This is a genomic window from Psychromarinibacter sp. S121, assembly GCF_049801035.1.
GTDB lineage: Bacteria > Pseudomonadota > Alphaproteobacteria > Rhodobacterales > Rhodobacteraceae > Psychromarinibacter.
In genome coordinates this window covers 972325-987923 of the sequence record NZ_JBNAGE010000003.1, presented here as the reverse complement: position 1 = coordinate 987923, position 15599 = coordinate 972325, and the positions used below count along the sequence as shown (strand labels likewise).

General features: G+C 64.8%; 12 protein-coding genes. 8 read left to right on the top strand and 4 right to left on the bottom strand.

All coding sequences use genetic code 11. The features are described 5' to 3' along the window. From ACP156_RS18545 to ACP156_RS18530, 4 genes are all read right to left on the bottom strand, one after another. A partial coding sequence (locus tag ACP156_RS18545) for an alkylhydroperoxidase domain protein (RefSeq protein WP_425049228.1) occupies positions 1-607 on the bottom strand: 607 nt, incomplete at its 3' end. A 14-nt stretch (positions 608-621) separates the two neighbouring features. Next, on the bottom strand, positions 622-1191 hold the full coding sequence (locus ACP156_RS18540; protein ID WP_425049227.1) for a CMD domain protein: 570 nt from the start codon (positions 1189-1191) through the stop codon (positions 622-624). A gap of 18 nt (positions 1192-1209) precedes the next feature. Then, the gene (locus ACP156_RS18535; RefSeq protein ID WP_425052837.1) at positions 1210-2706 is read right to left on the bottom strand and encodes an aminotransferase class V-fold PLP-dependent enzyme; all 1497 of its coding nucleotides are present in this window, start codon (positions 2704-2706) and stop codon (positions 1210-1212) included. A 497-nt stretch (positions 2707-3203) separates the two neighbouring features. Continuing rightward, positions 3204-4865: a CocE/NonD family hydrolase gene (locus ACP156_RS18530; RefSeq protein ID WP_425052836.1), complete on the bottom strand. Its 1662-nt coding sequence runs from the start codon at positions 4863-4865 to the stop codon at positions 3204-3206. A 643-nt stretch (positions 4866-5508) separates the two neighbouring features. Here ACP156_RS18530 and ACP156_RS18525 point away from each other — a divergent pair. The 8 genes from ACP156_RS18525 (at position 5509) to ACP156_RS18490 (ending at position 15599) form a co-directional block, all read left to right on the top strand. Then, the gene (locus tag ACP156_RS18525; RefSeq protein ID WP_425052835.1) at positions 5509-7482 is read left to right on the top strand and encodes a hypothetical protein; all 1974 of its coding nucleotides are present in this window, start codon (positions 5509-5511) and stop codon (positions 7480-7482) included. Beyond that, positions 7470-8567 (top strand): hypothetical protein, encoded by a 1098-nt coding sequence (locus tag ACP156_RS18520; RefSeq protein ID WP_425052834.1) that lies wholly within the window; start codon positions 7470-7472, stop codon positions 8565-8567. Before ACP156_RS18525 ends, ACP156_RS18520 begins: the two co-directional genes overlap by 13 nt. Positions 8568-9214: 647 nt before the next feature. After that, complete coding sequence (locus tag ACP156_RS18515; protein ID WP_425052833.1) at positions 9215-10318, top strand: ROK family transcriptional regulator; 1104 nt, start codon at positions 9215-9217, stop codon at positions 10316-10318. 142 nt (positions 10319-10460) lie between these two features. Continuing rightward, a complete protein-coding gene (locus ACP156_RS18510; protein WP_425052832.1) occupies positions 10461-11723 on the top strand; it encodes an ABC transporter substrate-binding protein in 1263 nt (420 codons plus the stop codon). Between the two features lie 76 nt (positions 11724-11799). Continuing rightward, positions 11800-12687: a carbohydrate ABC transporter permease gene (locus tag ACP156_RS18505; protein WP_425052831.1), complete on the top strand. Its 888-nt coding sequence runs from the start codon at positions 11800-11802 to the stop codon at positions 12685-12687. Further along, on the top strand, positions 12684-13568 hold the full coding sequence (locus ACP156_RS18500; RefSeq protein ID WP_425052830.1) for a carbohydrate ABC transporter permease: 885 nt from the start codon (positions 12684-12686) through the stop codon (positions 13566-13568). Before ACP156_RS18505 ends, ACP156_RS18500 begins: the two co-directional genes overlap by 4 nt. 4 nt (positions 13569-13572) lie before the next feature. Beyond that, on the top strand, positions 13573-14670 hold the full coding sequence (locus tag ACP156_RS18495; RefSeq protein ID WP_425052829.1) for an ABC transporter ATP-binding protein: 1098 nt from the start codon (positions 13573-13575) through the stop codon (positions 14668-14670). Further along, positions 14667-15599 (top strand): N-acetylglucosamine kinase, encoded by a 933-nt coding sequence (locus ACP156_RS18490; RefSeq protein WP_425052828.1) that lies wholly within the window; start codon positions 14667-14669, stop codon positions 15597-15599. Before ACP156_RS18495 ends, ACP156_RS18490 begins: the two co-directional genes overlap by 4 nt.

Here is a 15599-nt window from a genome sequence, read left to right as displayed (position 1 = left end):
ACTTCGCCTCTCCCGGCGTGGTTGGTCCGAGGGAGAGCATCAGCCGGTTGGCCCAGTTGAAGAACGAGATGGCGTAGATGGCGTCGGCGATGGCCTGGTCGTCCATGCCGGTGGCGCGCAGCGCTTCGATGTGGTCGGGGCCGAAGGTCATCGGGATCGAGGTCAGGGCCACGGCGGCGTCAGTGATCGCGTCCCAGCGCGGGTCGATGCGGGCGGAAACACCCTCGTCCAGCAGCTTCTGCACCTCGTCCTTGCGCTTGGAATGCTGCGTGGCGAAGCGCGAATGCACCGAGGCGCAGTAGATGCAGCCGTTGTAGCGCGAGGTCGCGGCGGCGGCCATCTCGCGGTCGGCGCGCGGCAGGCCCGCGTCCGGGTTGTAGAAGATGTCCATGTCGGTGCGCGTCCGATATTCAAGGATATCCGGATCGCGGGCCAGCAGCATGAAGTACGGCATCTTGGACCGCCCCTTCTGGACCAGCGCGGTCCAGTGGCGCTCGGTCAGGTCGGCCTCGTCCATCGGCGGCAGCCACGGCTCCCAGCCCAGCATGTCCTGGGTGAAGACGTTGGGCTCGTCGGGGTTCTCGTGCGTAAGTACGGTCTCGGTCATCGGTGCGGTTCCGGTCAGCTGGCCGCCGCCAGAACCCGCAGGCCGGCGCCGGCGCGGATCTGGAAGCTGAGGAAGGAAATCATCTGCGACAGGGTGACGATATCGGTGGCGCTCCACCCGGCCCCGGTCAGCGCCACGATGGCGTCGCGGCCCGCGTCGCGGGGGTGGAACACCAGCATATGCGCATGCTCGAAAGCGGCGGCGAGGCGCGCGCCCAGGGCGTCGGCGTCGGCCTTGAACACCATGCCCGGCGTGTCCTCGGCGCTCAGCGGACCGGCCGGGAACGCGCCGTAGGGCCCTTCGGTCCGGCCCGCCGCGACCGCGGCCGCGATGGCGTCCGACAGGCCGGCGGCGTCGCTCTCGGCCAGCAGCCTCGCGTAATGCTCCATCGCCGGCGCGTCGCCGTGCAGCCCGGCCACGAAACACGTCACCGCCAGCCGCTCGCCCACCGGCATCAGCCCTTCGCGCACCGAGACGAACAGCGCCTCGTAGCTCTTTTGCGCGTATTCCCGCGCCGTGGGCCGCGCCGCGCGCAGCTCCGACTCGGGCGGCAGCCCCGCCAGCGTGTCGATCACGTCCGTCATGTCATCCTCACCAGTTGGTTATCCGTTCACGGTCACCGCGGCCGGCGCAAAGCGCGCCGTCGCCGGGTCCCCGACATAGCGTTCCGCGACACCCGCGGCGGTCTGCGCCAGTTCGGCCACGGCCAAGATCACCCGGTCCGCCTGCGCGTCGCTGAAGAGATAGCTGAAGTTCAGCCGCACCCAGCCCGGCCGGTCCAGCTCGCACCCGGCGTCCAGCTGCGCCGTCACCGCCTGCGAGGCGGGCCGGTCGAGATCCAGCAGGCGGTGCGCGTAGGGCCCGGCGCAGGCACAGCCGCCCCGCGCCTGAATGCCGTACATGTCGCTCAGCATGCGGGTGAACAGCTGGTGATGCACCAGCCCGCCCTGCCCGTCCCGCACCCGGAACGAGAACACCGGCAGCGCCCGGGCGCCCGCGCGCTGGCCAAGGATCTCGATCTCGGGGACCTTCGACCACGCGTCCAGCGCCCGAAGGCGGAACGCCTCGTCCCGCTCGGCGATCCGGTCGCAGCCCACCGCGTCCTTCACCAGCAGCGCCAGCGCGGCGCGGATGTCGCCGACCACGTTCGGCGTGCCCGCTTCCTCGCGCGCCTCGAGGCTGGAGGAATACAGGTGGTCCCAGGGCGAGACGAACCGCACCGAGCCGCCGCCGGGCGCGGTCGGGGTCGCGCGCCAGCCGATGCCGTCGCGGACGACCAGAACGCCCGTCGCCCCCGGCCCGCCGGGGAACTTGTGCGGCGAGAACACGATGGCGTCCTTCGCCGTCTCGCCCGTGCTCATGTCGATCGGGATGTAGGGCGCGGCGGCGGCATAGTCCCAGACCGCCAGCGCGCCCGCCGCCTTCAGCACCCGCGTCACCGCGTCGGTGTCGGTCAGGATGCCCGTGACGTTCGAGGCCGCGGCGAATGTGCCGATGACCAGATCGTAGCCTTCGACCTGCCGCAGCGCCTCGGCCAGCGCCGCCATGTCCGGCCCGCCGGTCGCGGCTTCGGCGATCTCGATCACCTCCACCCCGCTCTCGCGCCACGGAAGGATGTTCGAGTGATGCTCGTAAGGCCCGGTCAGCACCGCGATGCGCGCGCCGCCCGCCACCCGCGCCGCCAGGTCCAGCCCCGCCACGATCCGGTTCAGCGCGCCGGTCGCGCCCGATCCGGTGAAGATCACGTGGCAATCCGGCCCCGCGCCGGTCAGCCGCGCCACCTCGGCCCGCCCCGCCTCGCGCAGCCGCGTCATCACCCCGCCGCAGAACGAGGCCTCGGTATGCGTGTTGGCGTAAAACGGCAGCACCTGCTCGGACACGAAGCCTTCCACCTGCCGCAACGCGCGACCCGAGGCGGTGTAGTCGGCATACAGAAGCGACTGCGGCCCAAACCCCGCATCAAACACCACGCCATCCCCGATCAGACCACCGCGGAGGTCAGAGACGGGGTCGTAACTACTTGAAATGGCGGACCGAAAAAGGTCCAATCTGGGAAGGTCAGCACCGCGCTGTGCGGTACTGGTCGGTTTTTGCGTCATTTCTCGATGTCTCAACATGTTCAGTCGATACTCGAGCAAAAAAGATGAATTGAATTTGCATATTTTGGCCAAATGCCGAAAATTAATCGCGTGAACTTTCGACTGCTGCATCTGCAAGCGAAATTCTTTTCGCCTGCGGCGGCAGATCCTGCCGCACCGTAGCACACAGAGCTGGTTGACCGATCAAATCCGGTCTCAACAAGGGCGGGCCGCCTGTCTTCGATGATGCGATGAAGCCGCGTGGTTCAGCGACAGCAATAGCGCGGGTCGGTATTGTCAGAGGAACCGTTCCAGCTCGTCCTTTTCAGCTCCCTCGTTTGAGAGAGGGCCACAAGACCCTATTCTGTAAAGCAAAGAGCCCTTCAGAGCGCCGCCGACAGGAAACCCGAGCCGTATTCAGGCTATCGGATCAGTTTCCTCTGACAGTACCCCTCACCTTCGTGATCGAAGGCCCGCCAGCGGTAGCCGTGTTCGACGCAATCCGCGGCGCCCGCGGCTCAATCCCCTCTCGTAAGGACAAGACGCGAGGGGGATGCGGTGCCACTTCGGATGTCGATCGTCGTGACAGCGGCTTCGCCCCGTGCAGCCTGTTCCGGCCGCACGCCGGTGCCGGGATTGATTGCGAACGTCGGCCATGCCGCCATCTGGATCGACAGACGCAATCGCGCCCCGGCTGGCACCGTCGCACAAACCGCCCGCATCGCGACGAGGCGCGCGCCGGGCGCCGCGCTGTCAGCAACCCGAAGATGCCCGCCGGTCAAGGTCAGCGCCGTGCCGTCCGGCCGGATGACGGACAGAGTGCAGTTGAGATCGTGGCTTGGGCAGTCGGAGCCGACATGGAGCTCGGCGGCAACCGGGCCAGCAAGACGCAATTCTGCCTCCAGGGGCGCTGTCGTATAGACAGCCACGTCGGTGCGATCGTCGGCGACACGCCGATCGCAATAGACGCCGGGGAAGGCCCAATGCAACCCGACCGCGGGGGCCGGCCGCCAAGGATCGTGAACCACGAAATCCTGCGCCTCGCCGTCCGGTGCGCGAGCCAACGTGCCCGCGGTGGTGGTCGTAGCGGCACGTCCATCGGAGGACAGGAAAAGGCTGTGGTCGTAGTGCTCTGGGAAGCGTGCAAGATCGCGCCAGCAATTGGCGCCGAGGTCGAACAGCCGGCAAGGCGGACCCTCTTGCTCCACCCCTTTGAGGTGATGATCCAGGAATGCGACGATATCTGCATCGACCCCATCGCCCGCCGCCTCGCCCAGATCGACACCCACATGCCGCCCCCAGGGAAGGTGGGCCCAGGGGCCGACGATCAACCTCTGGGGCGCCGCCGACCGCGCCTGGAACGCGCGATAGGCCGCGAGCGTGCCATCGAACATGAAATCGAGCCATCCCGCCACATGCAGGGCGGGAATATCCAACGGGTCGGCTGACAGCGCGGTCTCGGGCGCAATCGAGGCAAAACTTTCCGCCCGGCCCTCGCGCCAGTCGCCATAGTGCCCGATATGGCCATCCGCTCGGTCGAGGATCTCGGCATATGCCGGCCGCGGTCCGAAATGCACCCCCTGTTCGGCGGCATTGAGGAAATCCTGGTATTCGTCCATGTCGCCGGCGCGACGCGCCTGTTCGGCAGCCATCTGAAGCGCCCAATTCTGATGCAAGGCCATACGAAAAGCCCCGCCCTCATAGGCCCAGTCGGTCTCGATATTCCAGCCGCCCATCACCGGCACCATGGCGTCGGGCAGTTTGGTCCCCGCCTTGCGCGCGCCAGCCAAAGCAAGATACTGGGTCATCGCCTGATAGCTGAAGCCATAGGTGGCGACCTGTCCGGTGCCGAACGGCAACTCAGCCGCCCAGGCCAGCGTCTCGGCGCCGTCCTCGGCCTCGTTCGAAAGAACCGAGAACCGGCCCCCACTGTCGCCGCAGCCGCGCACATCCTGTATCACCACGACATAGCCCTGCGCCGCGTACCACGCAGGATGGGCGAGCACGATGGTCGAGGCAATCCGTCGCCCGTAGGGTTGACGCATGAGCATGACCGGATAGCGCCCGGACCCGGCCGGTTTCCAGATGTCGGCGACCAGCTCGACGCCATCCCGTGTCAGGAAGCCGTGGCGCGTTGGGCCTTCGATCGGCAACGCTGGCCGGGACATTTCACGTTTCATGTCTGGGCTCCCTCGGAAAACTCAGGGACATCTGGAGATTGGCCGAAGGCCGCGATGGCGGGGGTCAGAAATCGGCGCCGCGGACAATTTCATGCCTGTCGACGAGTATTGTCAGAGGAATCGCTCCACGTCGTCCTTTTCAGCTCCCTCGCTTGAGAGAGGGCCACAAAACCTCGTTCTGTAGAGCAATGAGCCTTTCAGAGCGCCGCCGACAGGAAAACCGAGCCGTATTCAGGCTATCAGATCAGTTTTCTCTGACAATACCATTGAGAATAATACGAACGTACATCGGCCGGAATGCCAGTTGGTTCAAAAGAGACTGGCAACGAAATTGGCGATGAATTCTGTGTGGGATCCGCTTGGGCACCATATCCTACCGAAGCAGTTCCTCACGGCTGATCCTCGCCCGGAGCACGCTATCGCGTATATCGCCCCGCCCGTCTTTCTCAGCCAATATCTCGGGCTTATGCCCCGTAATACATCAATCCCAGTCCTTCATGCCCTCGCTCAATCAGCTTTTGGATGGAAATCTGTAGAACCCCATATTCTTAAGCCCAATGCGGTGTAAGGTTTGCAGAGCCTCACGCCTCGGCGATGAGCGCGCATTTACACAATCACTTTCCGCAGGCTTGAGAGGCTGCCTATGGTTCTTTCTTTCCGACGTTTTCAACTTCTCACCCTCTTGGTCGCTTGCGGTTACTCGCCTCCCGCCTTGGCGCAGGACGAATGGACTTTCGGAGCAGATCCGGCACCTGCTGCTCTTTTTGCGCCTGGAGGACAGCCGCTCTTGTCGCTGACTTGCCATCCCTCCGGCGGTGTCAGCTTTCGCTCGGCACTCTTCGGCGGGCCCGGTTTGTCGCCCCATCTGACACAGGACCTTCAGATCAAAACCGAAAACTGGACGTCCGAGACGCTTTCACTCTCCGGCAGCGAAGACGGCGAAGCCTACGAGATTGCGCTTGACCCCTCCGGCCAAGTGGTTTCGGCGATGCGGTTCTCCTCGGCAGTGACGATCTTCCCCGAAGGCCGGGAAGCTTTCGGTTTCGAGATTTCCCTCGATGGTTTCGCCGCAGCTCTCGATGCGGTGATTGCAGATTGCGGGGCCGCGCCGGCGGAAGATCCGCAACCGCTTAGCACCGAGGCCCTGCCGAAGCGCGAATTCGACGAGGCGGACAAGATTGCCGCCACTTCCATCATAGTCTCCGCGAATTGCTCACCGGGCAATCCCGCCGCCTACTGCGCCGATCCGGACGTGCTCGCGTTGCGAGGTCAGCAGATCGAGGCTGCCGCAGCCGCTATCGCCCGGGGCCTCGATCCCCGACGCCGTGATGTGCTCGGCAACGAGCGTCCGGCACTTCTGAACGCCCTTGTAAGATGCTCTAACGACGCCGCGTGCCTGCAGGAATTCTTGACCCAGCGCATCGCCTTCTGGGACGCCCTCTATCGGCCCCTCGGCGAGGACACGCCCGAAGGGCTCGACGCCGCCATGACTGAGGCTTGCCGCGCCGCACTCAGCCCCTCGTCGCAGCTTGCCTGCACCGACCCAACTCTTGCAAAGGCCGAGGCCGCGCTGCGCCGACAACTCCGCGCAGTGCGCGAGGACACCGCGGGAACCCCTTTGGCCAATCTGGCCACCGGCTCCCCCGATGAGGTGATTGCAGGTATCCACGAAGGCTGTCCCGCAGATGTAGAGTGCCTTCGCCGCCGTTATGAAGCGCTTGCTGCCGAGCTTGACGGTATCACCGAGGAATTGACAGTGTGGAAGGCCAAAAAGGCCGAGGAAGAACGCCAACTTGCGCAAGCCGAAGCGGCGGCCGCCGCGCGCAGGAAAGCGGAGACGGAGGCCCGACGCGCCGCCGAGGAAGCTGCCCGAACCGCGATCTTCATTACGCCGCCGGGTAAAGACGGTGAGTGGGTCCGGCAGATCGGACTCGGCCGCTTCGAGATCGCTCGGGGTGCCACCCGCAATGAGCAGGAGGTCATGGCCTACATGGATAGGAAGCTGCGCCTGCTGGCGTTCTTTTATCACGATATCTACGACGGGATCTGCAAGGTCGACGGGCCGTCGAGGGTCTTCACCCTGCGTGTTGATACCGTCACAACCCGGGGCGGCATCGAAGTCAACCGCGACGCGGGCGAGACTTCATCCGTCACAGTGCGCAGCCAGTACGCCGACGTCTTCAACAGTGGCTTTCAACTCGCCTCGAACCCCGCCGCCCTGCTCCTGTCCACCGGTGCCAATTTCGGAGCGCTGTTCTCGGAACTCGTGACAACGAGCCGCGACGTGATCCATGCCAATGGCTGTGGCTCTGCGGAGTTGGACATCTTCGAGCGGAACCTCGCCGCGATCGTGCGCGGCGAACCCTCGCTCCAGCGCCGCGGCGAAGCGATGACTCTTATGGAGAAAGCTTGCATCGACAGCGATCTCGCCGGAATGGCGCGGCGCAGCCCAAAACCAGCATCCGAGGTTTGCGGATGCGTTGCCAGCGCTCTCTGGACCGCACTGCCCGAGGAGCGCATGGCCCCCGTCGAGGATAGGTTCAACCGCCAGAGTCTTTTGCTGGCGACAGCCCTGACACCTGAAGCCTGGGAGGGCGTTCAAGCATGCGTCCGATGATCGAATCCTTCTTGCTCTGCGCCCGTATGGCTCTTGCAGTATTGATTGTGGCGCTGCCCGCGCCGCTGGGCGCCGAGACGGCTCTGCCGGACAGCATGCCACCGCCCCTCGCGGCATCCGAGATCCCGCGCAACCTGAGCATCGCCCTTGACGACTGGCGGAAGAAACCCGGTTTTGGCCAGCCCTCAAGCCCGGATCGCCATGTGCTTGGCGATTTTGCCCCGATCCTGCTCAACGACGGCACCGCGGTGATCCCCGGTCTCGGAGTGCGCCTGCGCCCCGGGAAGTTGGCTGGGCGAGACGTACTGGAGATCGTGGACATACGTGAATTCGGCGCCGTCTGGTCGGCGCGTGACGATCCGCCCTTCGGGTTTGGCGGCGTTGGCGGGCATTTCGGCGGCACCCTGTTTTCGCTGGATCAGGCGCTACGCAGGACGCTTTCTGGCGACACGGCCAAGCGGCTTCGTGAGGGCTTCAGCTTCCCGACGAGCACAGCGGTGCCGTACACCCATGAGGGTGAGCCGCGCGTACAGATCCAGCCTCGGAACTTGCGGGTTGACCCGCTGGTGCGCCCTATGGGCCGTTGGCTTGTGGCCGAGCCCGCAGCGGAGACGGCGCCTGACCCTGCTGCCGAGTATGACGCTATCGTGGCCGATTTCCGCGCTATGCTGGAAGCGAAGCCGTGCAGCGTGACCGGAGCTGATATGATGCGGATGGAGCGGCAGGTGGAGCTTCTGGAAAAGCTCGCCGGCCATGGCCTGCCAAATGTAAACTTCCGAAACGAGCAGAAGGCCGCCTGCGCGATTGCCCAAAATGGCGCCTACGGCCTTGCGGATCTCGAACGGCTGGCGGTGCTGCGGCAGGCCGAATGCACCGACCTGACAGGTGGCCTTAGCGAAAGCTTGCGTGACGCCGCCCGCGACCTTCAAAGGCAGGTGGCGCCACCTTCCGGCTACTTGCGCTTTGCAGAGATCGGACTTTTCGGCATCAACGACCCATCCCGCCGCAATCTCAGTCCCGCGGAGGGTAACGCGCGCCGTGATTGCATACTCGACTGGCTGGAAGAGGGTCTATTTGCAGGCTGATGAAGACCGGGCGGGCACCGCACAGGCAAACTTATGGCGGTCTCCAGATGGCGTTTGGGAACAAGCCAGATCGTGCTGGCAGACTAGCTCCAACGGTATTGTCAGAGGAATCTCATCCGACTGCCCTTATACTCCGCCTCTTCCGAAGAGAGGACGCAAAAAGCTGTTCTGTAAGGGGAAACGCCTTTCAGACTGCCGCAGGGACCAGGAAAAAACCGACGACAGTCTATCAAACAAAGTTACTCTGCCAATGCCCTCTCAGGCGATGTCTTGCAGTAGCGAAATGGGGAGCGTTTCGTCATCCGGCGACGCTACTCAGCACCCTGCCCCACCGCAAGCCGGGTTGCTTTGGCAGTACCCTTGAATGGACAAGGCCGGGTCATTGGGGCGGACGGTACGTAGCACCCTGCCCCACCGCAAGCCGAGTTCCTTTGACAGGACCTCATTCGTGCAGCAATTCCCCCAAATTCCCCGGCGAATGCCAGCGCGGCGCATTGCCTAGCTGATGCAATGGCCCAAAACTCTCCGTTGCGACGGCGTAAGAAATATGGTGTCAAATTATACGCAAGCCACTTAACTAACAAATTGAGACACAGAAGATCACGTCGAAACTCCAAAATCCGGTCAGCACTGCAAGCGCACGAGCGGTGTTTCGCAGCCTCGTCGAACACGGCGTCTCCACCCGCCCCCGGATCGGCGAAGCCCTTGGCCTGTCCCGCCCCACCATGTCCGCAGCCATCAGCGAACTTGAGAAGCTCGGCTATGTCGAGTCGGTGGGGCACGAACAGGGCGCGCTTGGCCGGAAGGCCGCAAAGTACCGCGCGGGGCCCGGCGCGGGCCACGTGATCGCGGTCGACGCGGGCTCGACACATGTACGCATTCGCGTCTCGACCCTCGACCGCCGCGTGCTGCACAGCCGGGTCTATTCCCTGCCCTCCAGCCAGCAGACCCTGGGCGACGAGATCAGCCAGGCCGTAGCGCAGGAAATGGCCGAGCTTGAACAGATCGCGACCGAGATGTGGGGCCCGCTGCGCACCGTCGGAATTGCCATCCCCTCGCGCGTCGTCAAGGACGGGTCGGCGGCCGAGACCACCGGACAGATGCGTATCTTCAGCAAGTTCCGCGCCCCCGAATGCGCCCGCGTCGTATTGGAAAACAACGTGAACTGCGCCGCCGTGGCCGAGCATCTTTACGGCAACGCCAAGGACACGGGCAGCTTTGCCTACGTACAGATCGGCCTGAAGATCGGTATGGGGCTCATGCTGTCCGGCCAGCTTGTGCGCGGTCGCAATGGTGCGGCGGGCGAGATCGGCCACATCAGCTTTCCCTTCGCCCCCGGCGCCACCCCGATCCCCGGCGAGGTCGAGCGCTATCTTGGCACCGAGGGGTTGATCGACCGCGTGCGTGCCAGTTGGCCATCCGAAGCCGGGCCCCCGCCGCAGGACACCAACGAGCTGATGACCCGTGCAGGGAACAGCGACCCTGTCGCGCTGGCGCAGGTCGAGCAGCAGGCACATGACATCGCCGCCGTCGTGGCAACCTGCGTGTCGGTGGTCGACCCCGGGCTGGTGATTCTCGGTGGCGGTCTGGGCAGCTCGGAGCTTCTGCCCGAACGTGTCAGCGCCGCCGCGACACGGCTGTCCTACCCGGTCGAGGTCCGGTCAAGCACGCTTGGCTCGGACGCCACTGCGCTGGGGATCGAAAAACTGGCCATAGATCAGGCACTGCAAGACCTTCTTCCCGAAACCTGACCCTCTGCAGGCAAGGTTTTTCGTTTGGCCTCTTGCTCGATCAATTTTGTTTGTTAAGCTGCCTAATGTAATGAGAGCCAAAACGGCCCGCACCTGATTCCCACCCGCCGTGAGACGTTCGCAAACACCAACAGGAGACATCATGCCCGGATCTCAACGCACCCGCCTTCTTGCCAGCGCGGCCGCATTCGCCGGCGCGCTTGCCTCGCAGGCCAGCGCCCAGGACCTACAATACTGGGTCTATTCCGACTTCGCGCAGGGCGACGCGCTTGCCCTGCAGCAAGAGTTCATCGACGAATTCATCGCCGAGCACCCCGGCGTCACCATTACCATTTCCGGCAAGGGCGACGACGACCTGACCGCCGGCCAGGTGGCCGGTGCCGCCTCGGGCAACCTGCCCGACGTGTTCATGAACGGCATGGCCGTCGGCGCGCAGCTGGTTGAAGTCGGCGCGCTGTCGAACATTTACGATCTGTGGATGGCGCAGCCGCAGGAATATCGCGACCAGTTCGACGCGGACGCGATCGCCTCGTGCCAGCCCTCGCCTGAAGAAATGTGGTGCATCCCCTACACCGGCTTCGGCTCGCTGGTGTTCCGCAACCTGACCGTTCTGGAAAAAGCCAGCATCGACCCCGCCGACGTGCCGGCGACCTGGGACGAATGGCACGCCCAGATGCTGAAGGTCCACGAAGCCGGCATCGCCGCGATTCCCGACCAGTCGCTGGTGTTCAACTCGATCGCAGCAACCTACTCGATGGTCGCCGGGATCGACGACTGGGGCATCGACTTTGACACCAACACCACCAAGATCACGCCCGAGGCGATGGCCAAGACCCTCGAGATCTTCGTGGACATGATGGAAGTCGGCAGCGGCACCAGCCGCAACGACCAGGCGACCAAGGACATGTTCATCTCTGACCAGCTCGCGTTCCACGCGGTCGGTCCCTGGGTCGACCCGACCTATCGCGAAGCTGCCGAGACCAGCGGCCTGAACTACGACTTCGTGCTGCTGCCCGGCGTGGGCGAGCGCGAGCACGGCGGCATCAAAAGCTACGAGATCATCGGCGTCGCGCCCGGCGAGAACCAGGAAATCGCTTTTGAATTCGCCGCTTACGTCGCCGAGAAGAACCAGATGCTTCGTTGGGCCAAGCTGCTGTCGCGCTACAACGCGAACGCAGCCGCCATGGCAGACCCCGAGGTCTCGGACCTGCCCCTGATCGCGCAGTCGGTCGAGTCGGTCAAATACGCGCTCGACACCAAGCCTCCGTACTTCGTCGGAGCGGTGCCGAACTGCTACTCTTCCATCGTGATCGACTACTCGGCCGCGGCCGCCGACGGTGACATGGAGCCGGCGGAAGCCGCCGAAGAGATGATCGCGGAACTGAACGAGTGCCTCGCGGACTGATCCGCGCACTCGTCTGAAACAGCTCGAACGCCGGGCCTTCGGGCCCGGCCACCGCCGCCCCGCGCAAGGACACGCCATGCCGCTGCGTCGCTACCTGCCGCACTATCTCATGATCGCTCCGTTCATGATCCTGTTCGCGGTCTTCTTCCTCTACCCGATCCTGAGCGGGTTCTATTACAGCTTCCACACATGGAACGCCTCGACCCCCGCCGTCTTCGTCGGGATGGACAATTACGAGGACGTCCTCAGCTCGCGCGACTTCGAGCGCGCCATGTGGAACCTCGGGAATTACATCGTCATCACCGTGCCCGTCGGCGTCTCTGTCGCGCTCGGCCTCGCACTTCTGGTGAACAGTTTCACCGGCGCATGGGGCAACTTCTTCCGCAGCACCTTCTTCATGCCCGTGGTGCTTCCCGCCTTTCTCGCCGCCACCATCTGGCGCTGGATCTACACCCCGAATTTCGGCCTGCTGAACATGATCCTCGGCTGGTTCGGGATGGAGTCGATCCGCTTCCTGAACGACACCGACACCATGCTCTATTCGTTGATCGCAGTGGACGTCTGGGTGTCCGCCGGGTTCAACATGGTCATTCTGCTGGCCGGTCTGAAGAACATCCCCAAAGAGCTGTACGAGGCCGCCTCGCTGGATGGCGCAAGCCGGTGGCAGCAGTTCGTGCACGTGACCATCCCGATGCTCAGCCCGGTGCTGTTCTTCGTGATCACCTACGGCATGATCACCGCGCTTCAGGTGTTCGACGTGCCGTGGCTACTGACCGGGTCCTCGTTCACCGAATACGGCGGACGCCGCGGGGCCCTGCTGTTCCCGGTGATGGACATGATGGGCCGCGGCTTCGGCGAGGTGAAGTTCGGTGAGGCCGCCGCCTACGGGTTCATGCTGACCGTCGTGATCATGACCGTCACCGCCGCCCTGTTCACCATCCGCGCCTGGAGGGAACGTCGATGACCGACATGACCGACGCCCGCGCCGTCTCTGCGCCCCATGCGTCCCGTCTCGCGGGCTGGTCAAGCTGGACCGTCGTCCGGTTCGCCCTTGCCTTTCTCGTTACGCTGATAGCCGTCCTTCCGGTGTGGTGGATGCTGAACGTGGTGTTCTCCGTCCCGGGCGAGCCGGTCTCGATCAACCCGCGCCTGTGGCCCACCCATCTTGGCGAGGGCTTCGACAAGATCCGGATGATCCTGACCGAGACCGAGTACCTGCGCGCCTACTTCAACACGCTGGCCTACGCGATCCTCACGATCGTCGGCGTCTGCCTGTTCGGCTCGATGGCCGCGTTCGAGTTCGCGCTGTTCGACTTCCCCGGTCGGCGGATCTTCTTCAGCATCGTGATGCTGGCGCTGATGGTGCCGACGGCGGTGACGATCATTCCCACATATCTGCTGGTGTCGGATCTGGGCTGGCTGAACACGATGCAGGGCCTTGTGGCGCCCGGCCTCGCATCGGCGTTCGGACTGTTCATGCTGGTACAGTTCATGCGCTCGATCCCGAAGGACATGATCGAGGCGGCGGTGCTGGACGGCGCCGGTCACTTCGCGATCTACTGGCACGTCGCCCTGCCGCTGTCGCGCAACGCGCTGGTGACTCTGGCAATCCTGACCTTCATGCAGACCTGGGGCAACTTCATGTGGCCGCTCATCGTCGCGCCCAGCCCCGAGATGTATACCGTGGGGCAGGTCGTCGGCCTGTTCAACGCGCCCTACTCGCACCAGACGGTCGACGTCGTGATGACGGCGAACCTGCTGGCCGCGATCCCCCCGCTCGTCTTCTTCCTGATCTTCCAGCGCAAGATCGTGGAAGGCATCGCAATGTCCGGATCCAAGGGCTGACGTTATGGCATTTCTCAACATCAACTCCGTCGACAAGTCCTATGGCACCCACAGCGTGCTGAAGGACATCAACCTTGCCATCGAGGCGGGAGAATTCATCGTCTTCGTCGGCCCCTCTGGCTGCGGCAAGTCCACCCTGCTGCGGATGATCTCGGGCCTCGAGGAAATCACCGGCGGCACCATGACGCTGGACGGAAAGGTGCTGAACACGATCGAGCCTTCCAAGCGCGGCATCTCGATGGTGTTCCAGTCCTATGCGCTTTACCCGCACATGACGGCGTTCGAGAACGTGTCCTTCGGCCTTCGCATGGCGCGGACCGCGAAAGAGATCGTGAAAACCAAGGTCGCGAACGCCGCGGGCATCCTGCAGCTCGACAAGCTGCTGGACCGCAAGCCCGCGAACCTGTCCGGCGGTCAGAAGCAACGGGTCGCCATCGGCCGGGCCATTGTCCGCGAGCCGCGCGTGTTCCTGTTCGACGAACCGCTGTCGAACCTCGACGCGGAACTGCGGGTGCAGATGCGGGCCGAGCTGATGGAGCTGCATCGCCGGCTTGGCGTCACAATGATCTACGTCACCCACGATCAGGTCGAGGCGATGACGCTGGCGGACCGCATGGTGGTGATGAACGGTGGCCGCATCCAGCAGGTCGGCCGCCCGCTGGACCTGTACGACGACCCGGACAACACTTTCGTCGCGGGCTTCGTCGGCTCGCCCAAGATGAACCTTCTTCCCGCCACCGCAGCCGGCGCGACCTGCACCGGGATCTGCGGGTCGGGCAGCCTCACCCTGCCCGCCGGGCTTGGTGCAAGCGGGCCGGTCACGCTGGGCGTCCGCCCGGAGAAGCTGCTTGCGCTGGCCGCGGATGCAGCGCCGCCGCCCGGAGCGCTGGTGCTGGAAGGCAAGCTTGTGCTGGCCGAGGAACTGGGAGACGTGACCTATCTTCATATCGAGACCGCCGACGGCACCCGCCTGATCATCCGCAGCGAAAGGCTGCGCGGCCGGGTCGGAGACGACGCGCGCGTGGCGATCTCGCCCGCCGACATCCTTCTGTTCGATGCGGACGGCAATCGCGTCCGATCCGAAGCGCGGGCCGCCGCATGACAACTTCACCTCTTCTGATCGGTGTCGACATCGGCGGCACCAAGACGCATCTGCGCGCACAGGCCGATGGCAGGACCTGGGAACAGATCGTGCCAAGCGCCGAATGGCGCAAGCGCAACTGGACCATCGACGCACGCTCCCTTGTCTCCATGGCGATGACGCTGGCGGGTGGCCGGACGATCTCTGCGCTTGGCGTGGGGGCGCACGGCTGCGACGACGCCGAAGAGTGCGTCCAGTTCCAGCGCGCGATCTCGCACGAATTCACCGGCCCCGTCGCCGTCGTGAACGACGCCGAACTGATGCCTTTCGCCGCCGGGAAGCCGCATGCCATCGGGCTGGTCGCCGGAACCGGCTCGATCGCCGTTTGCCGGGACGAGCACGACCAGATGCGCGTCGCGGGCGGCTGGGGCTGGGTGATCGGTGACGAGGGCAGCGCCTCGGGGCTGATGCGGGACGCCGTACGCGCCATCGCGCTGGAGCTCGACGAGAACGAGAACGCCGAGGATCCCCTGATCCGCCGCCTGTTCGACGCGCTGTCGATCCCCAGCGCCGCGCGGATCGGCAGCACCTTCACCGCCATCGGCCGCGCCAGCGGTGCCGGGGCCGCCGCCCCCGAGATCTTCGCCGCCGCCGACGAGGGCTCGCCGCTTGCGCAGAAGGTAATCCGCGACGGCGGCCGCGGACTTGCCGAACTGGTCGACAGGCTGGAACGGCGCGGCGCGACCGCCGACCACGTGGTTGCGGGCGGCGCCGTCATCGCGGCGCAACCGCTGCTGTGGGTCGCGTTCCGCGATGCGCTCCACGTCATCTGCGGCGACCGCATCACGCCAACGCTATTCAAGGGCAAGCCCGTCGAGGGCGCCCTGCGACTGGCCGAGGGGCTTCTGGACACGCGCCAGCCCTCTGCCGCCCTCTCCCGTCAGACATGA